This window comes from Lactobacillus amylolyticus DSM 11664 (assembly GCF_000178475.1).
Taxonomy (GTDB): domain Bacteria; phylum Bacillota; class Bacilli; order Lactobacillales; family Lactobacillaceae; genus Lactobacillus; species Lactobacillus amylolyticus.
This window is the reverse complement of the sequence record NZ_ADNY01000013.1, coordinates 164410-187105: the sequence shown is the minus strand read 5'-3', so window position 1 is coordinate 187105 and position 22696 is coordinate 164410. Positions and strand designations below refer to the sequence as shown.

Annotated in this window: 18 protein-coding genes, 5 tRNA genes, 1 pseudogene, 1 riboswitch and 1 other annotated feature; of the genes and pseudogenes, 19 read left to right on the top strand and 5 right to left on the bottom strand. The window is 38.1% G+C overall.

The window, feature by feature from the left end; translation table 11 throughout:
• The first annotated feature begins 1 nt into the window (after position 1).
• From HMPREF0493_RS02360 to HMPREF0493_RS02330, 7 genes are all read left to right on the top strand, one after another.
• Positions 2-92, top strand: a tRNA-Ser gene (locus HMPREF0493_RS02360).
• Positions 93-111: 19 nt separating this feature from the next.
• Positions 112-184, top strand: a tRNA-Val gene (locus HMPREF0493_RS02355).
• Between the two features lie 88 nt (positions 185-272).
• Positions 273-1151: a metal ABC transporter solute-binding protein, Zn/Mn family gene (locus tag HMPREF0493_RS02350; protein ID WP_006351659.1), complete on the top strand. Its 879-nt coding sequence runs from the start codon at positions 273-275 to the stop codon at positions 1149-1151.
• Between the two features lie 59 nt (positions 1152-1210).
• A tRNA-Glu gene (locus HMPREF0493_RS02345) sits at positions 1211-1282 on the top strand.
• A gap of 5 nt (positions 1283-1287) precedes the next feature.
• Positions 1288-1360 (top strand) — tRNA-Val (locus HMPREF0493_RS02340).
• Between the two features lie 64 nt (positions 1361-1424).
• A riboswitch (SMK box riboswitch) is annotated at positions 1425-1511 on the top strand.
• Positions 1509-2708 (top strand): methionine adenosyltransferase, encoded by a 1200-nt coding sequence (metK, locus tag HMPREF0493_RS02335; protein WP_040456937.1) that lies wholly within the window; start codon positions 1509-1511, stop codon positions 2706-2708. Its footprint overlaps the riboswitch before it by 3 nt.
• A 22-nt stretch (positions 2709-2730) precedes the next feature.
• Positions 2731-4197, top strand: coding sequence for an MDR family MFS transporter (locus tag HMPREF0493_RS02330; protein WP_040456934.1), 1467 nt, complete (start codon positions 2731-2733; stop codon positions 4195-4197).
• Positions 4198-4235: 38 nt separating this feature from the next.
• On the opposite strand, the gene HMPREF0493_RS02325 is transcribed toward HMPREF0493_RS02330, so the two are convergent.
• On the bottom strand, positions 4236-4904 hold the full coding sequence (locus tag HMPREF0493_RS02325; RefSeq protein WP_040456931.1) for a phosphatase PAP2 family protein: 669 nt from the start codon (positions 4902-4904) through the stop codon (positions 4236-4238).
• Positions 4905-4974: 70 nt separating this feature from the next.
• Positions 4975-5157: a binding site (T-box leader), on the top strand.
• 37 nt (positions 5158-5194) lie between these two features.
• Between HMPREF0493_RS02325 and leuS the strand changes: the two genes are divergently transcribed.
• From leuS to HMPREF0493_RS02305, 5 genes and pseudogenes are all read left to right on the top strand, one after another.
• Entirely contained in the window at positions 5195-7609 is a 2415-nt protein-coding gene (gene leuS, locus HMPREF0493_RS02320) for a leucine--tRNA ligase (RefSeq protein ID WP_006351655.1), read from the top strand.
• Between the two features lie 99 nt (positions 7610-7708).
• The gene (locus HMPREF0493_RS02315) at positions 7709-9358 is read left to right on the top strand and encodes a putative polysaccharide biosynthesis protein (RefSeq protein WP_006351654.1); all 1650 of its coding nucleotides are present in this window, start codon (positions 7709-7711) and stop codon (positions 9356-9358) included.
• Between the two features lie 414 nt (positions 9359-9772).
• Positions 9773-9992: pseudogene (locus HMPREF0493_RS02310) on the top strand (cupin domain-containing protein); the annotation flags it as partial.
• Positions 9972-10646, top strand: a complete 675-nt coding sequence (locus HMPREF0493_RS08840; RefSeq protein WP_006351652.1) for a mucin-binding protein — start codon at positions 9972-9974, stop codon at positions 10644-10646. The pseudogene HMPREF0493_RS02310 and the gene HMPREF0493_RS08840, both read left to right, overlap by 21 nt.
• A gap of 519 nt (positions 10647-11165) precedes the next feature.
• The gene (locus HMPREF0493_RS02305) at positions 11166-12005 is read left to right on the top strand and encodes a hypothetical protein (RefSeq protein WP_006351651.1); all 840 of its coding nucleotides are present in this window, start codon (positions 11166-11168) and stop codon (positions 12003-12005) included.
• 44 nt (positions 12006-12049) lie between these two features.
• Here the strand turns inward: HMPREF0493_RS02305 and HMPREF0493_RS02300 are convergent, their stop codons facing one another.
• A complete protein-coding gene (locus HMPREF0493_RS02300) occupies positions 12050-12277 on the bottom strand; it encodes a PspC domain-containing protein (RefSeq protein ID WP_006351650.1) in 228 nt (75 codons plus the stop codon).
• A gap of 88 nt (positions 12278-12365) precedes the next feature.
• Positions 12366-12449: transfer RNA gene (locus HMPREF0493_RS02295), tRNA-Leu, on the bottom strand.
• A 97-nt stretch (positions 12450-12546) separates the two neighbouring features.
• Between HMPREF0493_RS02295 and HMPREF0493_RS02290 the strand changes: the two genes are divergently transcribed.
• From HMPREF0493_RS02290 to HMPREF0493_RS02270, 5 genes are all read left to right on the top strand, one after another.
• Positions 12547-13845 carry a serine hydrolase gene (locus HMPREF0493_RS02290; protein ID WP_006351649.1) on the top strand — a complete coding sequence of 433 codons (1299 nt, stop codon included), beginning with the start codon at positions 12547-12549 and terminating at the stop codon, positions 13843-13845.
• The gene (locus HMPREF0493_RS02285) at positions 13846-14703 is read left to right on the top strand and encodes an NAD(P)H-hydrate dehydratase (protein WP_006351648.1); all 858 of its coding nucleotides are present in this window, start codon (positions 13846-13848) and stop codon (positions 14701-14703) included. It begins immediately after the preceding gene.
• A 16-nt stretch (positions 14704-14719) separates the two neighbouring features.
• A complete protein-coding gene (locus HMPREF0493_RS02280; protein ID WP_006351647.1) occupies positions 14720-15355 on the top strand; it encodes a L,D-transpeptidase in 636 nt (211 codons plus the stop codon).
• Between the two features lie 249 nt (positions 15356-15604).
• Positions 15605-17290: an arginine--tRNA ligase gene (gene argS / locus HMPREF0493_RS02275; RefSeq protein ID WP_006351646.1), complete on the top strand. Its 1686-nt coding sequence runs from the start codon at positions 15605-15607 to the stop codon at positions 17288-17290.
• A gap of 109 nt (positions 17291-17399) precedes the next feature.
• Positions 17400-18314, top strand: a complete 915-nt coding sequence (locus HMPREF0493_RS02270) for a class II fructose-bisphosphate aldolase (protein ID WP_006351645.1) — start codon at positions 17400-17402, stop codon at positions 18312-18314.
• 68 nt (positions 18315-18382) lie between these two features.
• On the opposite strand, the gene HMPREF0493_RS02265 is transcribed toward HMPREF0493_RS02270, so the two are convergent.
• Positions 18383-19192 (bottom strand): Cof-type HAD-IIB family hydrolase, encoded by an 810-nt coding sequence (locus tag HMPREF0493_RS02265; RefSeq protein WP_006351644.1) that lies wholly within the window; start codon positions 19190-19192, stop codon positions 18383-18385.
• A 115-nt stretch (positions 19193-19307) separates the two neighbouring features.
• Positions 19308-20147, bottom strand: coding sequence for an RluA family pseudouridine synthase (locus HMPREF0493_RS02260; protein WP_006351643.1), 840 nt, complete (start codon positions 20145-20147; stop codon positions 19308-19310).
• Positions 20148-20237: 90 nt separating this feature from the next.
• Between HMPREF0493_RS02260 and HMPREF0493_RS02255 the strand changes: the two genes are divergently transcribed.
• Together HMPREF0493_RS02255 and HMPREF0493_RS02250 are read left to right on the top strand one after the other, a co-directional pair.
• On the top strand, positions 20238-22319 hold the full coding sequence (locus HMPREF0493_RS02255) for a PBP1A family penicillin-binding protein (RefSeq protein WP_006351642.1): 2082 nt from the start codon (positions 20238-20240) through the stop codon (positions 22317-22319).
• A 20-nt stretch (positions 22320-22339) separates the two neighbouring features.
• A complete protein-coding gene (locus HMPREF0493_RS02250) occupies positions 22340-22690 on the top strand; it encodes a YlbF/YmcA family competence regulator (RefSeq protein ID WP_006351641.1) in 351 nt (116 codons plus the stop codon).
• Positions 22691-22696: the final 6 nt, after the last annotated feature.

Here is a 22696-nt window from a genome sequence, read left to right as displayed (position 1 = left end):
TGGAGTCTTGTCCGAGTGGCTTAAGGAGCATGATTGGAAATCATGTATACGGGTTTATACCTGTATCGAGGGTTCAAATCCCTCAGACTCCGTTGGGGTTGTACCCAGAATGGAGGATTAGCTCAGCTGGGAGAGCATCTGCCTTACAAGCAGGAGGTCACAGGTTCGAGCCCTGTATCCTCCATATTGAGAACGGAAGGTCTTTAAGGTCTTCCTTTTTTTGTTTTAATTATTAGAAGAATTTACTCGATTAAACAAGAAAGGAATGAAATATGAAAAGAAGAACCGATATTTTTCTCGCATTATTTTTATTATTGTTAACTTTAACTGCCTGTCAAAATAAATCGCAAGAGAGCACATCAAAACATAAAGTAAATATCGTTACATCGACAAATATATACAGTGATATAGCAAAACAAATAATAGGTAAACATGGGACTGTAAAGTCAATAATCAGTAACGGAAATACAGATCCTCATGATTTTGAGGCAACTGTTGACTCTGCTAAAGAAGTAGCAGAGTCAAATATCTTGATTGCTAACGGTTTAGGCTACGATGATTGGATGAATAATTTAGCAAAATCCAATAACTTAAAACTAACTAAAGTTGGAGAAGATCTAATGCACCTGAAAACAGGTGATAATCCTCATATTTGGTATGATTTAGCAATGCCAGAAAAATACGTGAATTATTTAGTGAAAAGAGCAGGTCAAATTGATCCGGATCATAAATCTTATTTTCAAGCTAGAGCTAAAAAGTATTTAGCCAAAATCAATAAGATCAAGGCTTTGGCAAAAACAATCAATGGGGCAAAAGAAAAACAAGTTTACGTAAGTGAACCAGTCTTTGACTATGCTTTAAACGATTGCCATTTTACAATCGGGGACAAGGATTTCGAAGAAGCCGTCGAGAATGAAACAGATCCTAGTGCTAAGAGCGTTCATCAGATGCAAACAGAAATAAAAGAAAAGAAGATTTCTTTCTTTGTAAACAACACTCAAGCATCGAGTTCAACGGTAGAAAACTTTGTAAAATTATGTAAACAAAATGGTATTCCTGTATTAAATGTTAGAGAAACAATGCCCAATGGCGTGCATTATAGTGACTGGATGATGCAAAACTACAAAAAATTAAAAGAAGTTGCCAAATAACCCTTGCATTTTATCTCATTTCCGGTATACTAATTTATGTTCTCGGTTATGAGATTTAAGACCCGTTGGTCAAGTGGTTAAGACACGGCCCTTTCACGGCCGTAACATGGGTTCAAATCCCGTACGGGTCACTTATGGAGGATTAGCTCAGCTGGGAGAGCATCTGCCTTACAAGCAGGAGGTCACAGGTTCGAGCCCTGTATCCTCCATCGTTCTAAGACTACCGATCATGGTAGTCTTTTTTTATTCCTAGCAAGAACGAATTTTTAATCAAATCGGTTCAAGTCCTGATGGGATTCACTTTTTGTGAAGATGCCTTGTAACCGAATGGCTATATGTCTATATAGGGGGACTAATATGGAAAAACGTTTATTTACTTCAGAATCTGTTTCTGAAGGGCACCCTGATAAGGTTGCTGATCAAATTTCAGATGCAATATTGGATGCGCTTTTGGCAAAAGACCCAAATTCACACGTTGCATGTGAGACAATTGTAACTACTGGTATGGTTTATGTCTTTGGAGAAATCTCCACGAATGCTTATGTTGATATTCAGAGCGTCGTCCGTAAAACCGTTTTAAAGATTGGCTATGATCGTCCAGAATTAGGTTTTGATGGTAATAACTGTGCTGTTCTGGTTGATATTGATGAGCAGTCACCTGATATTGCTGGTGGTGTTGATCATTCTCTTGAAACTAGAGAAGATAAGGACGATAAAGATAAGCTTGATCAAATTGGTGCTGGCGACCAAGGCTTGATGTTTGGGTTTGCAATTAAAGAAACACCTGAATTGATGCCACTTCCAATTTCATTGGCGCACCGTTTAATGAGAAGAGTAGCAGCATTAAGAAAAGACAATACTTTAGATTGGCTTCGTCCAGATGCAAAAGCACAAGTTACGGTTGAATATGATGAAGATCATAAGCCAAAGAGAGTTGATACAGTTGTTATTTCAACTCAAACAGATGCTGAAGTTTCAAACGATGAAATTCGTCGTGCAATGATCGATTTGGTTATTAAAGAAGTTATTCCTGCAAAATATTTGGATAGTGAAACCAAATTCTTGATAAATCCATCAGGTCGTTTCGTTATTGGTGGACCTAAAGGTGACTCAGGTTTGACTGGTCGTAAGATTATCGTTGATACTTACGGTGGTTACGCTCGTCACGGTGGTGGTGCCTTTTCTGGAAAGGATCCAACAAAGGTTGACCGTTCTGCTTCATATGCGGCACGTTATGTTGCTAAAAATATTGTTGCTGCTGGCCTTGCATATCGCTGTGAAGTTCAACTCGCTTATGCGATTGGTGTGGCTCACCCAGTATCAATTATGATTGACACTGCTGGAACAGGAAAAGTTGACGATCAACTTTTAACCGAAGCTGTTCGTCACGTATTTGATTTGCGTCCAGCTGGCATTATTAAGATGCTAAACTTGCGTCGACCAATCTATGAACAAACAGCTGCTTATGGTCACTTCGGTAGAACGGATATTGATTTGCCATGGGAGAAGACTGATAAGACTCAAGAATTGCTTGATTTTATCGAAAGTAATAAATAAGAATACTAAGAGGGAGCAAGTAATGAAAAAAACAAACGTGTCAATCGTCACGCTTGCAATTTTTATGACGACTTTTATGACTGCAATTGAAGGAACAATCGTTTCAACAGCAATGCCGACTATTGTTTCTGATCTTGATGGATTGGAAATAATGAACTGGGTGGTTGCAATTTTCCTTCTGATAACGGCAGTTTCGACTCCTTTATACGGAAAACTGGCAGATAGCATAGGGTGCAAGCCAGTTTTTTTGTTTGGGATCGCACTTTTTGTCATTGGTTCATCTTTATGCGGCTTAGCCCAAAATATGGTTGAATTGATTCTATTTAGAGTAATTCAGGGCCTGGGTTCAGGTGCCGTCCAACCAGTTGCAATTACGATTATCGCCGATTTATATAAATTAGAAAAACGTGCCAAAATGTTGGGACTAAATTCAGGCTTTTGGGGAGTGGCCGCGGTTATTGCACCATTATTAGGCGGCTTTATTGTTCAGCATTTATCTTGGCATTGGGTTTTCTATATTAATGTTCCTATCGGGATTATTGCTTTCCTATTAGTCGTATTTTTCTTGAAAGAACCAGAGCATAGCTCAAAATCAAAACTGGATCTCAAAGGTACGTTTTATTTAATTGTTTTTTTGCTTTCGTTGATGGTCTTCTTGCAAGAATTAGGAACCAGCAACAATTGGCTTTTAATGATCGTCTTAGTACTATTAATTATTTCCTCGGTAATAATATTCTTTAAGGTTGAAAAAAGTGCACAAGACCCAATAATGCCGTTAAATATCTTAAAAAGCAAAGAATTCACGATTATTAACTTGATCACATTATTAATTTCTGGAGTTGTTATCGGCTTTGAATTTTATATTCCAACCTGGATGCAGGGAATTAATGGAACCAACGCTTCTTTGGCAGGATTTGCTGTAACGCCAAGTTCGCTAATGTGGATTGTCGGTTCATTCTTGATCGGTTGGATGTTGGCAAAGTGGGGCATCAAGCTTACTTACGACTATATGCTGATTATTTTGATCTTAGCCGATCTAGTTCTAATTTTGGTCCCAATTTATACTCCATTTTGGGTATTTTGTATTGTGGCCGCATTTAACGGTACGGCTTTTGGAGCAATTACAACAGCATCACAAGTTCGTTCGCAGGTCTTAGTAGGAAAAGATGAAATTGGGGTTGCTACAAGTTTTAACACTTTGATGAAATACTTGGGACAAACGATGATGGTTTCAATTTATGGGATCACTTTTAATACAATTATTGCGCAGCATTTGAAAAATCATCCGAATTTGAATCAAGGGATGATGAATAAAATTGTTTCAGCTCAAAAAGCTCTATCTTTACCACAAAAATTGGTACCTCAATTGCGTCAGGTGCTGTTTAGTAGTTTAAAGGGTGTTTACGTTGTTTCTCTGATTGTTATTGTTATTTCCCTGATTATGAATCAGTTTTATCAGAACCATAAACTTAAACAAAATAATGCATAGAAAAACCTCAAGTTCAAAACTTGAGGTTTTTATTTTAATTATTTATTCTTTCGACTTTGATCAATTAGCTCAGGTTCGATATAGAAATGGTATAAGAAGGAGTAACCAATCAAAACGAAGGTAATACCGCCAAGCCATCCGCCGACTACATCTGAAGGATAGTGAACGTGGAGGAAAATTCTGGTGTAGCCAATCATTAGTGGGAATAAAGTCCAAACAATGATTAACAATGTTTTCCAGAATTTATTTTTAATAATTAAAATTATCAGAACAATCAAAATTCCAAACAAAGCTGCGCTACCTACTGAGTGACCAGATGGAAAACTATAACCGTCAGCATAAACCAGGTGACGAACAGTTGGCCGTGGTCGCTGCACCATATGCTTTATAATCCAATTAAAAGCATTAGCGACAATCATTACTCCAGCAGTAAACCAGGCGTATGCATACTGCTTAAAAGCAATTAAAATTACAAATAAAATGATGGCCTCAACAACGATAGTGCTTGTGTTACCTAAATTGGTAAATGTCCTTGCAAAACTGATATTGGCAACATTCGTATTGCATACAACTCCAATGACAGCTTTATCAAAAGATTGGATAAAGGCAGAATTAGAAGCAACTAGCAATGCCCAACCTGCATAAATCAATGTAAAGATTGTTGCAGGAAGCAAGGTGTGTCGAGGTGGTCTTTGTGTATTAATCAAAAGATCTTCTCCTCTTGTCTTTCTATTCTTTAGCATTTGTGGTAAATTATAATCATTATCCATAAGAAAATAAAGGTCAGGAAGTAGTAATAGAAAAATTTTTTCAGAGAGAAGCTGGTTGCTGCGAAGCTTTAAAATTAATCTATGAACTTGTCCTGAGTTAAAAACCTATCGTTTTGCCATCCGCGTTAAGGAGCAATTAAGTGTCACAATATGTGGAACTTAGGTGGTACCGCGATAATTCGTCCTATGATTAATTGATCATAGGACTTTTTTGTTAGGAGGAAAATATGTACAATCACAAGGTTGTCGAAAAGAAATGGCAAGATTATTGGGCAAAGCATGATACTTTCAAAACTACTAATGATCCTAAAAAGAAAAATTATTATGCCTTAGATATGTTCCCATTCCCATCAGGCAAAGGCCTTCACGTTGGTCACCCAGAAGGTTACACCGCAACGGATATTATTGCCAGAATGAAGCGAGCACAAGGCTACAATGTCCTTCACCCAATGGGCTGGGATGCATTTGGTCTTCCAACTGAACAATACGCTTTAAAGACTGGTGAAGATCCAGCCTTAGTTACTAAAGAAAATATTGCTACTTTCAAAGAGCAGCTTAATAAGTTGGGCTTTTCATATGATTGGGGTCGTGAAATTACAACTAGTGATCCTAATTATTACAAGTGGACTCAATGGGTCTTTGAACAAATGTATAAAAAGGGTCTTGCTTATGAAGCCGATGTACCAGTTAATTGGTCACCAGATCTTGGTACTGTAGTTGCCAACGAAGAAGTAATCGATGGTAAAACTGAACGTGGTGGCTACCCAGTATATCGCCGCAACATGAAGCAATGGATGCTTAAGATGACTGCCTATGCTGATCGTCTGCTTGAAGATCTGGACGATTTGGACTGGCCAGAACCAGTTAAGGAAATGCAACGCAACTGGATCGGCCGTTCTGAAGGTGCTCAAGTTACTTTCAAAGTTAAAGACAGTGACAAGACTTTTGATGTCTTTACCACGCGTCCAGATACCTTATTCGGCTGCTCATACACCGTTTTGGCACCAGAAAGCGATTTGGTTCAAGAAATCACTACTCCTGAACAAAAAGAAGCTGTCGATGCTTACATTAAATCTATTGAATCTAAGTCTGACCTTGAAAGAACTGATCTTAACAAGGATAAAACTGGGGTCTTCACTGGTGCTTACGCAATCAACCCAGTTAATGGCAAAGAAATTCCAATTTGGATTTCTGATTATGTCTTAGCAAGCTACGGTACGGGTGCCGTTATGGCCGTCCCAGCTCATGACGATCGTGACTATGCTTTTGCTACTAAGTTCCATTTACCAATTAATGCAGTTATCGAAGGTGGCAATCTTGAAAAAGAAGCTTACACCGGTGATGGCAAGCACATTAATTCAGAATTCTTAGATGGTTTAAACATTGAAGAAGCTAAGAAGCGCATGATCCAATGGCTCGAAGATCATAACTGCGGCAAGAAGAAGGTTAACTACAAGCTTCGTGACTGGGACTTCAGTCGTCAACGTTACTGGGGTGAACCAATTCCAGTTATTCACTGGGAAGATGGTACTACTTCACTTGTTCCAGAAGATGAGCTTCCACTTCGTTTGCCACATGCAACTAACATTAAGCCATCTGGTACGCCAGAATCACCACTTGCCAACTTAACTGATTGGGTAAACGTCGTTGATAAAAATGGTCGCAAGGGCAAACGTGAAACCAACACTATGCCAAACTGGGCTGGTTCATCATGGTATTACCTTCGTTATGTTGATCCACATAATGACAAAGAATTGGCTAACTACGATCTCTTGAAGCAATGGCTCCCAGTTGATCTTTACATTGGTGGTGCAGAACATGCCGTTCGTCACCTTCTTTACGCTAGATTCTGGCACAAGGTTCTTTATGACTTGGGTGTTGTTCCAACCAAAGAACCATTCCAACGTTTATACAATCAAGGCTTGATCTTGAAGAATCATGAAAAGATGTCTAAGTCTAAAGGAAACGTTGTTAACCCTGATGATGTTATTGATGAATACGGTGCTGACTCACTTAGAATGTACGAAATGTTCATGGGTCCACTTGATGCTTCAATTGATTGGGATGACAATGGCCCAGCTTCAACTAAGAAGTTCTTAGATCGTGTATGGCGCTTAATGGTTAACGATCTTGACTTGAAGGCAATTCCACAAGAAAAAATTGTTGATGAAAATGACGGTGAGCTGGACAAGGTATATAACGAAACCGTTAAGAAAGTTACTGAAGACTTTGACGCTCTTCACTTCAATACCGCTATTTCTCAAATGATGGTCTTTGCTAATGCTGCACAAAAGGCCAAAACGATTCCACGTGAATATGCTGAGGGCTTCGTTAAATTGCTTGCCCCAATTGCACCACACATGATGGAAGAAATTTGGTCCGTCTTTGGTCACGATGAATCAATTACTTATGCTAAATGGCCAACTTACGATCCAGACAAGTTGGTTGAATCAACAGTTGAAATTATGGTTCAAGTTAACGGTAAGCTTCGCGGCAAGTTTAAAGCTGCAAAGGATACTGCAAAAGATGAATTGCAAAAACAAGCTTTAGCAATTCCACACGTTGAAAAGTTTTTAGAAGGAAAAGACATTAAAAAGGTTATTGTTATTCCTAATAAGATTGTTAATATCGTTGCCAAATAAGTTTAATTTTTCCTAAAAAAGAAAAAATATTGTTGTATCTTCTTTTAGAGACTAGCAGAATAGATTAGTTAGATTGAGCTTTAGGAAATTTTGAATTAAATGGAAGAAAATGAAACAAATCTAAAAGGAAAAAATACGCAGGAAACCTTTATTAAAGGTTCTGCGTGGATGACATTTGGTTCAATTGCTTCAAGAATTTTAGGTGCGCTTTATATTATTCCTTGGTATGCCTGGATGGGAGACTATGGAAATATTGCGAACGCGCTGACTGCTAGAAGTTATAATATTTACAGTATTTTTATTCTAATTTCTACAGCGGGAATTCCTGGTGCAATTGCCAAACAAGTAGCTAAATATAATGCCTTGAATGAGTATGGGATTGGTCGAAAATTATTCCGCAAAGGTTTAATTTTGATGGCAATTTTGGGGGTCATTTCAGCTGCAATCATGTATTTTGCCGCACCGCTTTTAGCATCAAACGGCAGTGCAAGTGATCCAAGACAAGTCGCAGTGATGCGCAGTTTATCATATGCTATTTTGATTATTCCGATTCTGAGCATCATGCGTGGTTACTTTCAAGGTTATGCCGATATGATGCCATCGGCTCTGTCGCAGTTTGTTGAACAATTAGCTAGAATTATTTGGATGCTTTTAACGGCATATGTAATTATGCAAATGCAGCATGGTTCTTATGTTCATGCGGTTATTCAATCAAATTTAGCAGCTGCCATCGGTGCCATTTTTGGGATTGGAATTCTGGTTTGGTTCTTATTATCTAGAAGAAATAAGTTGAATGATTTAGTTGAAAATTCTAATAATGCGATCAAGGTTTCAACGGCTGGCTTATTTGCTGAAATCATTGAACAGGCTATCCCATTCATTATTATTGATGCAGGAATTCAGCTGTTCAATCTGGTTGATCAATATTCATTCCACCCAATGATTGCCGGTTTGTTAAGTGCAAGTTCTGACACTATTGAAGGTTGGTATGCGCTATTTTCACTTAATGCCAATAAATTGATCATGATCATTGTTTCTTTGGCAAGTGCAATGGCGGTAACAGCAATTCCGCTTTTATCAGCTGCACATACTCAAGGAGATTTTAAGAGTATTTCAAAACAAATTGGCAATACGCTTGATTTATTCTTATTTGTCATGATTCCAGCATCATTCGGTATGGCTGGTATAGCAACGCCAATTTATACTGTGTTTTACAGTTATGATCCATTAGGCTCTAGTGTTCTTTACTTGTCAGCCTTCACTGCAATCAGTTTGGGACTTTTCACCGTTTTGATGGCTATTTTGCAGGGACTTTCAGAAAATGCACTTGCAATTAAATATCTGGTTTTAGGTTTAATTTTAAAGATACTATTGCAGTATCCAATGATTTATCTATTTAAGATATACGGACCACTGGTTTCTACCAATATTGGGATGCTGGTAATTATCTTCTTAGCGATTAAACATCTGGAAGTGAGTTATGATTTTAATATCGGCCGTACTGGACGGCGATTCACGGGAATTACTGTTTTCTCAATTATAATGTTTGCTGTCGTTAAGCTGATTGTTACCTTTGTCGGAAAAGTGTTAACACCTGAACGTCGTTTCCCAGCTTTGGCTTTGGTTGTTCTAGCTGTTATTGGGGGAGTCGCAGTCTATGGCTATCTGACTTTGAAGACGGGCTTGCTTGAAGAAATCTTGGGCAACAAGGCTACCAGATTATTAAGAAAACTGCATTTGGCTAAATAGAAAAACACGTCACTAAGTTTAAGTGACGTGTTTTTTGGATGGTCAAAAAATTAATTTTTACAACTGAAACTAAGCTTTGTAGTATGACAAACCGATAACTCCGATTAATTCAATTGCTAAAAAAATACTGCCTAAAATCAAGCTCATCATAACGATCATCTTCCTTTTCAATCTCGATCTTATCTTTACATTTTTAATATATCACAAATGTGTCAATAATGAAATCGCTTTTATTATTGGATGAGGAAAAAGGCAGCCAAAAAGCTGCCCATCTTCGCACCTGCCAAGGAAATTTATTATAGCATTTTTAACAATAAGTAAATATTATGGCCAACCAGTGCTAATAACTATTTCTTTATTCATAAATATTTGACTAAAATGAAGCTAAGAAATTCAAATAAGGAGAGAGAAAAAATGGCAAAGAATGAAGAAGAAGTAAAAAACAACGTTTTTGGTTTTGGCGATCCTAATGACGCTTTTACTAAATACTTTAGTGGCAAAAGCTATTTGAAGGGCTTAGCAATGAGCAAGGCTGCTAAGACTGGGCGTATCTAACGTAACTTTTGAACCTGGCTGTCGCAATAATTGGCATGAACATGAAAATGTTCAAATTTTGATTGCTGCCATCGTTGAGCGGGCGTTATGGACGAGAACTTTGACCTTGGATAATCGCCGGAAGATTGTCGAGAATGGTAAATATACGACTGCATGGCATTGTGATCATGATTATTTTGCTTCAGTTAAAGTACCCCCAATTCCAGGCTATGAGAGTAGCAAGAAAATTGTATCCGGCCCAAAGGTAAGTATGGAGAATCTTGAAGTGGTGGTTGACTATCAAGAAATTAAGCAAGAGGTACCGGACATTTCAACTATGGGTGCTTATGTAGAAACGATTCATTTTGTAGATGAAAATGGGCGTGCTTTAGCAAATGATTGCCAAGAATCGCTTGATTTTGATGATAAGCGGCCAGTACAAACTTTTGCCAGCATCACTGTTACTGTTGTTCCAGGCTATTTTGCCGAAGAAAAGCAGCCAGAAATCACGGTCAAATATCACAAATTAGGTCAGATCATTCCTGTAGATCTGAATGGTCAAATTATTCATGATCCGGAAGATGAAACCAAGATGATGAGTAAAGTCTTTGCCAATGATCCGCATGATGCCAGTCAAGCTTTAAGCGATCAAAAGGTACCTTCGCTTGAAGGCTGGAAGCCAACCGTGCTGACAGTAAGCCCAGTTGAATCAGAAATCAATATTCCGGTTCTTTACAATAAAATTGATAATTAAAAAAGCCTGAGCAGTAATCTACTCAAGTTTTTTTGTACACAAAAACCGCTAAGAGATCAGCATTGTCTTAGCGGCCATGAAAATACAGATACAAAACAACAATTTCAAAGTCACCATAAGGTAAAGAAATTGTTTTGTAGGTTTTCTCCCCTACAATTTATATCATACTCTAAATACGGTTGATGGCAATAATAAAGTGATAAATAAAAATAGCGTAAGGCAAAGAAAAAGGACCTTTGTGCAAAACTAGCTGAAGTACTGTAATATCAGTAGTTCCACATGCCTGTAATTTATAAAAAGATGATAAAAGCCGACCTAAAGATAATGAAACCGATTAATGCAAAAAGCAGGTAAAAGTCCAAATAAGTACCTAAAAATAAGACACATAAGCAATCTTTAAGTTAAAAAATAAAATATTAAAAATGTTTCATGAGCTGTGGATAGAGAAAACTAACACAAAATAGCTAAGAGGTTTATAATAAATAAAAACAGAGTTTAAGAAATAGAGAAGGTTAAAAGATGAAGAAGAATAAGTTATTTACTGCTGTTGCTGCAATCGCATTATTAGGAAGTACTGGAGTTGGTTTGGTTGCCAATAATGCTCTTGTAGCTCAAGCTGCTACTAAAAAATCAAAGAAGAGCAAATCTACAGTTAGTTCAAAATACCCAGTTATTACGATTAAGAAGGGTGCCGTTTTATATAAAGTAACTGTAAACAAGACAAGTGGTAAAATTACCAAGGTAACTAACAGCAAGAGAATATTTGTTAGTGCCACCAAAGTTAATGCTATTTATTCAACTAAGTATAAGAAGACCAACTACTATTTAATTGATAGTGGATATTCTGTTAAAACCAGTTACGCTAAGGTAACTGGCAAGAAGAAGGTTCCAACCTTGACTTCATTGACTAAGGCTGCAAAAGCAAAGGCAGCTGCAGCTCAAAAGAAGGTTAAGGATACAATTGATCAATGGAATTCTAAGATCACTGCCGCTGCACCACAAACTTACACTGGTAAAGTTAATACTGCAGCAAACTACTTAACCTACAATGACAGCACCAAGAAGTGGTCAGTTGCTTCTGACACGCTTGCTAGCGGAACTCCTGTAACTGTTTTGTTCACAATTTACCTTACAAGCAGTAATGGTTCAACTATTCCAGGTTATTGCGCAGTAACTTCTAATAATACTGCTGTTTTGTTGGAACAAACAGATGTAACTTTAGATGATGCAAGTGCTCAAGTCCTTGATCAAAGTACTTACACCAGCAAATGCAATGCTGCAAAGCAACTTCAAACACAAGCTTTGGCAGCTTTAAAAGCAATCGGCGTTGTTCCTGCAAGTTCAAGCAGCAATAACTAATTAATATAAAAAAGAAACACTCAAGTGAGGGCTTCTTTTTTTGTCTAATTTTTCTTGAAATCTCCATCTATTGAATTTGTTCGTCCAGTCGGATCAGGCATTACTAGAGCGGCGATCAAGTAAAGCAAAGTTCCTGGGAAAAAGCCAGTGAAAATTATCACAGCTGCGCCAATGATCCGTACCCAAGCTGGATCAATGTCAAAGTATTCAGCTATTCCGCCAAAAACACCAGCTAAGATCTTGTTGCGTGATTTGGTCAATTTATTTTTCATAAAAATCACCTCATGTTTATAGTCTAATTATATAATATTGTATAATGCAAAAGAAAAAACTAGCCCTCGCGGGACTAGTTTTATTAAATGCCCCGAAAAAGATTCGAACTTTCACTCAGTTACCTGAACAGCGACCTGAACGCTGCGCGTCTGCCAATTCCGCCATCGGGGCAAAGTTATTTTCAACTCATGATTAATAATACCAAATATTTGGTAAAATGTAAGCATAAATATAAAAATCAAATTTTATTCTTTCAAAGGAAGTTTCTATGCGAAGAAAATTTATTTTTAAAAAAGCAGCGATGATTATTGTCGCTGCCGTTTCGTTGTGTTCATTTATGGGCTTTGCTGCACCTGTTAATGCTAGCAGCACGATTAGTTCATATCGTCAAGACGAATTAAATTTAAATGTTAAATCAGCTTTGGCAATTGATAGCAAGACCGGTCAAATTTTATATGCAAAAAATGCTGACAAAACTTTGCCTATTGCTTCAATGACAAAATTAGTTACGGTTTATTTAACATTGCAAGCCATTAAGAACAAGCAGATTTCTTGGACAACCAAGGTTAAGCCAACTGCAACTATTGTCAAGGTTGCTAATAATTCAGAATATTCAAATGTACCATTAAAGAAGGGCCATTCATATACCATCAAGCAGCTTTATCAGGCTACTTTAATTGAATCTGCTAATGGTGCGGCTATGTGTTTGGCCCAAGCAGTTTCTGGTTCTCAAGTTGCATTTGTCAAAAAAATGCGGGCCCAAGTTAAAAAGTGGGGCATCAATGATGCCAAAATTTACACCGTCTGTGGTTTGCCTAATGGCAACTTGGGCAGCGATGCCTATCCTGGCGTAAGCAAGAATGCAGAAAATACAATGTCTGCCAAAGATATGGCTATTATTGGACAACGATTAATTAACGATTTCCCAGCAGTTTTAAAGACAACTTCAATTGCCAAACTTGCATTTAAAGATCAAGGCAAAACTACTCAAATGGAGAACTTTAACTGGATGTTAAAGGGATTATCACAATATGACGCCAATTTAAAGGTCGATGGCCTTAAGACGGGTACTACTGATGCGGCAGGAGCATGTTTTATCGGAACTATTAAGAAAAACGGCTCAAGAATCATTACCGTTGTCATGGGTGCACGTCACCAAGACGGGACAGATCCTTCCAGATTCGTACAAACCAAAAAGCTGATGAACTGGATTTTCAGCAAATATACGCCAGTAATCATGAATGCTGGTACTACCTTTAACCAGGCTAAAGCAGTTAGTGTTACCGATGGTGATCAGTTAACGACAAACGTTGGCTTAAAGAGCAAAACTACGATCTGGGATCCCGTAGATGGCAGCAAGATTAGTGCATCCTTAACTAAGAAAACTGTTAATGCGCCTGTTACTAAAGGGCAAACAGTGACTGACTACGAATTTAAATCAGGCAAGGAACAATTAGTTTCTTTAAAGCAGCCGAACGGAATGAAGGTTGCCGCTAAATCTTTGCAAAGCAATGGCAAGGTTAATATTTTTGTTAGAATTTGGCGTTGGATTACCGGGGCGAGATAAATGACGCAAACACAAGAAATCAAAGAAGATATTCTTAAAAAAGTTATTAAAACTCGTCCTAGCAATTCCTACAAAGGAAAATTTGGTCGGATTCTTTTAATTGGCGGCAGTGAAAATTATGGTGGCGCAATAATTATGGCAACAGAAGGTGCGATTAACGCTGGAGCCGGCTTAACTGCCGTTGCTACCCGTTCGATCAATTTGACTGCGCTTCATGCAAGAGATCCTGAAGCAATGTACATCGACTGGCAGGATCGCAACTTGCCAGAATTAATTAAAAAGATGGATGTCATTGTTTGTGGGCCCGGTCTTGGCAGCAGCAGAGTGGCCCTGCAAATTATGCAGATGCTAAAGGCTAACGTTGCAGCACAGCAAACAGTCGTGTTAGATGCTAGTGCGCTCGATCTGATCAGCAACGATAAAACACTACTGCCTGGCAAAGCAGGGCATCTGATTTTAACGCCTCATCAAATGGAATGGCAAAGACTCAGTCAGATAAACATTCCTTTTCAAACTGATAGTGCCAATTTAACCGCCCTTAAGCAGTTAAATTCAGTAGGCAATACTACTTTGGTTTTAAAATCAAATCATACCCATATTTATACCGAAGATGGTAAAATTTTTGTTAATCCAACTGGCAATCCTGGAATGGCGACTGGCGGCATGGGTGATACATTAGCTGGAATTATCGGCGGCTTTATTGCTCAATTTGGCTTTCAAGCTGATAATATTTTAGCAGCAGTGTATTTGCATTCCTTAGCTGGGGATGTCTTGTATCGCGATCACTATTTAGTTAAGCCAACACAGATCTCTCAGTTGCTGCCTAAGTTGATGAAAAAATATGCAGAGCAAGATTAGTGAGACGTTAGAGTAGATGAAAAAGAGAATATTATTAGCGATTGTATTGGTTCTCTGTGCAATTGGCCTAGCTAAGCTTTGTATTCCAAAAGAAGCTCCGAGTCAAAGCAGTAAGCCAAAAGAAACGCAAAAAGTGAAAAAAGTTTCGGCTGCTGAAGCTGCAAGACCTTATAAGGATCCAAAAGATTTGCGATCTGAAGGTACTTGGAAATTAAAGAGCGAAACAAAAGCTTATCCGAAAATTACAAGCAAAAAAGGTTTGGTAATCAAAGTCTCTTTAAAAGGCAATCGAGTTTATATAATTAAAAATGGCAAAAGGGTTTATACTATGCTCTCTTCGGCCGGAATTTATCATAATGGTAAGTTCGATACTCCAACTGGGACATATTATGTACGCTATGAACGGGGCGACACCTTTTTCAATCACAAATTAAAAGAAGGAGCAAACTACTGGACTAGTTGGGACAAGAAAAATGTTTACCTTTTTCACTCAGTTCCTACAAAGGCAAACGGCAAATATAATCTAACTGAAGCGGCAAAATTAGGGAAAACTCAGGGTTCTCATGGCTGCATTCGTTTAAGTTTGCCCGATTCAAAATGGATTATGAAAAATATTCCAGCCGGTACAAAAGTAATAATTAAAGATGAATAGTAGCGCTTTGAAATAAATTCTGTTATAACCATACTGTTAACAAAGTAGCAGTAGTAGCTATTTATTTTCTTTTCAGCGAATCTGAGACGGTGCAAGTCAGATAGAAATAATGGTGAAGGCGTGGCTAGCTTTTAAAATATGATAAATAAATGAGCGGATGAACTTCATCAAATAGAGTGGTACCGCGGGTAATAGCTCGTCTCCTTCTACAATCGGTAGGAAGAGACCTTTTTTGTAAAGGAGAAAAGAATGGACTTTAAAAATGAAGTAGTTGAATTGATTGCAAGTCAAATTGATCTGCCAAAAGAAAAAATCAATGACTTAATTGAACGTCCAAAGAATGCCAAAATGGGTGATTATGCTTTCCCTTGCTTTATTTTGGCAAAGACAATGCATAAAAATCCAGCCGAAATTGCTAAATCAATTGCTGAAAATTTAAGTAGCGAAAATTTTGCCAGTATCCAAGCAGTTGGTCCTTACGTTAACTTTAGTATTGATCACGGCAAGCTTATTTCTTCAACTTTGAAGGATGTTTTAGATAAAGGCGAGCATTATGGCGATCAAGAATTGGGCAAGGGCAATGTCCCAATTGATATGTCCAGTCCTAACATTGCTAAGCCAATGTCGATGGGTCACCTTCGTTCAACAGTAATCGGCAATTCAATTGCTAATACTATGGAAAAGGTTGGTTATACGCCAATTAAGATCAACTATCTTGGTGACTACGGTACCCAATTTGGTAAACTGATCGCAGCTTACAAGCACTGGGGCAATGAAGAAGACGTTAAGAAAGATCCAATTATGAATCTTTTCCACTACTACGTTCGTTTCCATAAAGAAGCAGAAAAGAATCCTGAACTTGATGATGAAGGCCGTGAATGGTTTAAGAAGCTTGAAGATGGCGATCCAGAAGCAGTTAAATTATGGAAATGGTTCCGTGAAGTTTCTCTTAAAGACTTCAAGCGTATTTACAATGAATTAGGCGTAACTTTTGATTCCTATAATGGTGAAGCATTCTTTAACGATAAGATGCAACCAGTGATTGATGAATTGAGGGACAAAGGCTTGCTTCACGAATCTCGTGGTGCACAAGTTGTTGATATGGGTCCTGATGAAAACCCAGCAATTATTGTTAAATCAGATGGTACTTCAATTTATTTGACTCGTGATTTGGCTGCAGCTGAATGGCGGATGAAGCACTACAACTTTGTTAAGATGCTTTACGTTGTAGGTAATGAACAAGCCCAACACTTCGTTGAACTAAAAACTGTGCTTAAGAAGATGGGCTATGACTGGGCAGATGATATTCACCATGTTTCATTCGGCTTAATTACCCAAGGCGGCAAGAAACTATCAACTCGTAAAGGAAATGTGGTTTTCCTAGATCAAGTTTTAAAGGATGCCGTATCGCTTGCTAAAAAACAAATTCAAGAAAAGAACCCAGATTTGGCAAATCAAGATCAAGTTGCTCATGATGTTGGTGTAGGTGCTGTTGTCTTCCACGACTTAAAGAATGACCGTCTTGACAACTTTGACTTTAATTTGGAAGAAGTTGTTCGTTTTGAAGGAGATACCGGTCCTTACGTTCAATACACCAATGCGCGTGCACAAAGTGTTTTAAGAAAAGCATCTAAGGTGGGCAAGAAGCCTGCCGATAATGACTTGGCTCTTGATGATGAATGGTCATTTGCTGTTGCTAAGGATCTAGCTGATTTCCCAAGAATTATCGCTAGAAGTGCTGATAAGTTTGAACCATCAGTTATTGCTAAATACGCACTAGACTTGGCTAAGAAGTTTAACAAGTACTATGCTAATGTGAAAATTTTAACGGATGATAATCAAATTGGCGCTCGTTTGGCTCTGGTTCAAGCAACATCAATTGTTTTAACAGAAGCACTTAGACTCTTGGGAGTAAATGCTCCTAAGGAAATGTAATTTTGCTAATGAAAATTTTAAAATAGCGCTTACATCTAAACGGAAAGATTGTTCAAAAGTTCATAAAAGGGTACAATAAACTTGTAAATGATTTAGGAGGTATTTTTTAATGGCTTATTTTGATAACGGTAATCAAATCTTTAAAGATGCTCGTAGAGAACATTATGCTGTAGGTGCTTACAACACTAACAACTTGGAATGGACTCGTGCAGAATTACGTGCTGCTGAAGAAACTAGAACTCCATTGTTGATTCAAGTTTCAACTGGTGCTGCTAAGTACATGGGTGGCTACAAGTTCGTTAAGGACATGGTAGCTGACCAGATAGACTCAATGAACATTTCAGTTCCAGTTATCTTAAACTTGGACCACGGTGACTATGAATCAGCTAAGGAATGTATCGCACTTGGCTACTCATCAGTTATGTTTGATGGTCACGCACTTCCAGTAGAAGAAAACTTAGCTAAGACTAAGGAAATCATCAAGTTGGCTCACGAACGTGGTATTTCTGTTGAAGCTGAAATTGGTAAGATTGGTGAAAACCAAGGTGCCGATGGTGGTGAATTAGCATCTGTTGAAGACGCTATTACCTTCTACAAGGCTGGTGTTGACAAGCTTGCTTGTGGTATTGGTAACATCCACGGTGTATACCCAGAAGGTTGGAAAGGCCTTAACTTTGACCGTTTGAAAGAAATTGCTGACGCTGTACCAGTTCCATTGGTATTGCACGGTGGTTCAGGTATTCCTGAAGACCAAGTTAAGAAGGCTATTTCACTTGGTATTGCTAAGGTTAACATCAACACTGAATTCCAATTAGCATTCCAAAAAGCAACTCGTAAGTACATCGAAGACAAGAAGGACTTGGACACTGCTAACAAGGGTTACGACCCACGTAAGTTGTTGTTGCCAGGTACTGAAGCTATCACTGCAGCTATGAAGGAAATGATTAGCTGGTTAGGTACTAAGTCAATTGATGATGAACTTAAGGATGCATCATTTGACCGTGCTTCATTAAACGAAGAATAATTTAATTATTCTGAAATTAAAAGCTCTCGGATTTTCCGAGAGCTTTTTGTTTTTCAAAAAATGTTTAATTAATTCAAGTAGCTTTCCAGCACTTTAAGAACCCCATTTTCATTATTGCTTGGAGCTTCATACTTGGCGATCTTTTTTAATTCAGGATCAGCATTTTCCATCGCGTAACTGTATCCAGCTAGTTGCAACATTTCTGAATCATTCATCCCATCGCCAAAGGCGATCAGTTCTGATGGGTTGATTTTAAAGTAACGCAAAAAATATTTAATGCCGCTCGCTTTGTTTACGCCATGATTGATAATATCTATACAATTAAAGCCACTAGAAGTGGCATGAACTTGTTCGGTGTAATCTGTATTAAACTCACTTTCAATTTCTTCAGGAGTTGCATCGGTCCACAAGGTTATTTTATCGATAGGATCATTAACTGGAATTTCATCAATGCTGTTGATTGTTAAATAATTGTAGTAGTAATAGTTCATAAATTTTTTGAAATTAACCGATGAATTGGCTAAAACATAACTATTGCTCAAACCACAAGCAATAACTGATGAATTGGGATGCTTGCTTAAAATGTAGCGTAAAAGCTTAAGCGTTGTTTGGTGTGTAAAATAATGCGTGTTGATAATCTTTTTATCACGAACTAAAATGGCACCATTGTCACTGATAACATCGATTTTATCCATAAAACCAGCAAAATCCTTTTCTAGTCTGATTAACGGACGACCACTGGCGACGATAAAATGAATATCGTGTTCATGCAATTTATCCAAGACGCGGCGAAAACGCTGACGATCATAAGTATTTTGCGAGTTAACAAAAGTACCATCCATGTCGACAGCAACAGCTTTGAATGGAATTTTTTTCATATTGAAGACCCTTTCATTTATTATTGCTTACTTAATTATACCGTTTTCATAAAGCAAAATTAATGTATAAGGATTAAATTGGCAAATGCATCAGTATTTATCAGTGAATACCGATTTAAAATAAGCGAATGGTTTGCTTTTTAAATGAAAAGGGTTCAATGAAGGACATCTGATAAGCCGTCAATTGTAAATCTTGTCCTTCTTTGTAATCAGGATTGTAAAGCGGATCGCCAACTATGGGACAGCCAATAGCAGCCAAATGAACACGAATTTGATGAGTACGGCCAGTTTCAAGCTGCAATTTTATGAGAGCAATTTCGTTTTCTTTTTTTAAAATTTGATAATGAGTTGTGGCCTTTAACCCATCAGACCTAACCATTCTCTTTCTTTGGTCGTCTGGATCCTTGCCAATGGGAAAAGAAATAGTACCATGATCGGGCAATGCAGCGTTTAAGTTAACTTGTGCCAGATATTCACGATGAAAAATTTTCTGCGTTAGCTGCCGATTGAGAATTGGCACAACCGCTGGATTTTTAGCTACCAGCAACAGTCCACCGGTTAGCATGTCAAGGCGATGGACTATGTATGGACTTTGTCCTAAATAAGTGGCACAATCGTTGAGCGCGGTGTTGGTTTCAAATAAATTAGGGTGAGTCTTTTGTCCCTTTCTCTTGTTGATAACTAAGACGTTAGAATCTTCAAAGATAATTTGCGGAAGATGACCGCTAGCCGGATAGCTTTGCTGCTGACTGTCTACAAAATCTAGTTTAAAGCAGACTTCATCATTTGCTTTTACTAGTTGGTTAAAATAGCGGTAGTGGCCATTAACGGTCACTTGCTTTTTTGTCCGCAACAAATGCTGCCATTTACGGGGAAACAATAATTTCCTGAGCAAGTCTCGTACTGACATGGCCGGCATGTCTTCTGGATAAATTAGTTTAAAATTGTAAGTCATAATATTGATATTTTCTAAAATTCTATTCAAAATATAAGTTATTGTATCGGCGTATGTTAAAATGCAAGTTGTTTTAAAAGGAGCAGATGTATGCCAAATTTGCGACGAACACAATTTAATAAGTCAGAAAAAACAGGTGCCAAGAAAGATTCTTTATGGCACCGTTTTGATCAGCGTTTCTTTGTTGGAAGATGGATCATTTTAATTCTTCTGATCTTAACGCTTTTCACATGTACCTATTATACAATCAAAGTTAAAACTTCAAATATCTCAAACTTGAAGGCTTCTTTGTCAATAACGACAACTATTTACGATTATAAAGGAAAAAAAGCTGGATCACTTTATTCACAAAAGGGTTCCTTTGTTGAATACAATAAAATTTCGCCCAACATTGTGAATGCGGTTGTTTCCACAGAGGACAGAACTTTTTGGAAAAATCCCGGTTTCAGTGTCAAAGGTATGGCACGAGCAGCATTAAATTTGGTTATTCACCATGGTGAAATTACAGGTGGTGGATCTACTTTAACGCAGCAGCTTGCGAAAAACTCTTTATTGACCCAGCAGCAGACTTTTTCAAGAAAATTGGAAGAGCTCTTTTTTGCAATTGAAATTAATCATGTTTATTCCAAAAAAGACATCATTACCATGTATCTGAACAATGCCTACTTTGGCAACGGTGTCTGGGGTGTACAGGATGCCAGCCGGCGCTACTTTGGCAAAAACGCCAGCAAGCTGTCGGTAAGTGAAGCGGCCACTTTAGCAGGGATGCTTTGTAGTCCAAGTTATTACAATCCAGTAGATCATATGTCAAATGCTTTGTCCAGACGAAATGTGGTCTTGCAGCTGATGGTTGAAAACAATAAACTAACTGCGTCTCAGGCCAAAGCAATTTCTAAAACTGGTTTAACTTTGAAAAATACTTTCAAATACAAAGATGGATATCGTTACCCTTACTTCTTCGATGCAGTTGTTGATGAAGCTATCAGCAAGTATGGTTTGACGGAAGAAGACGTAATGAATAAGGGGCTAAAAATATACACCACGCTTAACCAGAACTATCAAAAGAGCTTGCAGAATACCTTTAATGAGAGTTGGCTATTCCCTGCAAGTGCGGCTGATGGTACGCAAGTCCAAGGTGCCAGTGTTGCCATGGATCCAAAAACCGGTGCGGTTCGCGGAATTGTAGGTGGCCGCGGAAAACACGTCTTTCGCGGTTATAACCGTGCAACGCAAATGAAACGGCAGCCCGGTTCAACAATTAAGCCACTGGCGGTTTATGCGCCAGCTCTTCAAGAGGGTTATCACTACGATTCCATGCTGTCGAACAAGCTGCAGAAATTTGGTAAAAACAATTATGAACCACATAATGTTGATAATGAGTATTCAGCTAAAATTCCAATGTATGAAGCCGTTGCGGAAAGTAAGAACGTGCCCGCTGTTTGGCTTTTGGATAAAATTGGCGTCAATAAAGGAGTTCAATCGGTTGAAAACTTTGGTATCAACGTTTCAAAGAGTGACCAGAATCTGGCCTTGGCTTTGGGTGGACTTTCTTCCGGTGTATCGCCTTTGCAGATGGCACGAGCATATTCTGCCTTTGCTAACAGTGGCAACTTGCCAAATAATTCTTACTTTATTACTAAGATTACTGATGCCAGCGGCAAAGTTTTGGCAGAAAATAATGATACCGGCAACCACCGCGTCGTTTCTGAGAACACTGCTAAAGAAATGACGACAATGCTCTTGGGCGTCTTCAAGAACGGAACAGCCCAGACAGCTCAACCAAGTGGATATACGGTCGCTGGTAAAACCGGTTCAACTGAAGTTCCTAATTCATATGGTTTTGGTACAAAAGACCAGTGGATTGTTGGATATACGCCGGATGTCGTTTTAGCAACTTGGGTAGGTTTTGATAAAACAAATAAACAGCACTATATGCATGGTGTTTCAGAAACTGGAATTACCAAATTGTATAAAGCGGAGATGGAGGCAATGCTTCCGTACACGGCCAAAACCCAATTTAAGGTTCAAGCTCCGAGCCAAATCGTCAAGCAGAATGGTTCAACTTCAGATTGGACTTCCGGATTAGGCGATAAGATTCAAAAAGGAATCGGTTCGGCCGGAGAAAAGATTAATGAATGGTATAATAGTATAAAAGGCCTTTTCGGCAATTAAATTAGGAGGAAAAAACCTTTATGGTAAATGTATATGACTCAGCTAATCAATTAGCAGAAGACTTAAAGAAAACCCCAGAATATACTGCGTTAAAAGAAGCAGTTCAAAGCGTTAAGAATGATGAAAACAGTTCAAACTTATTCCAAAAAATGGATGAAGTTCAAACTAAGATCATGGCAGCTCAACAAAGTGGCCAACCTTTGACTGATGATGTTAAAAATTATTACAAGGAACTCAATGACAAAGTTCAAAAGGATGCCAACATCGTTAAGCTTTTGACAGCAGAACAAGGACTTTACAAGTTAATTGATGATTTGCAAAAGACTTTTACCAGTCCAATTAATGATCTTTACTCAGATCTTAGAAAATAATTGAAG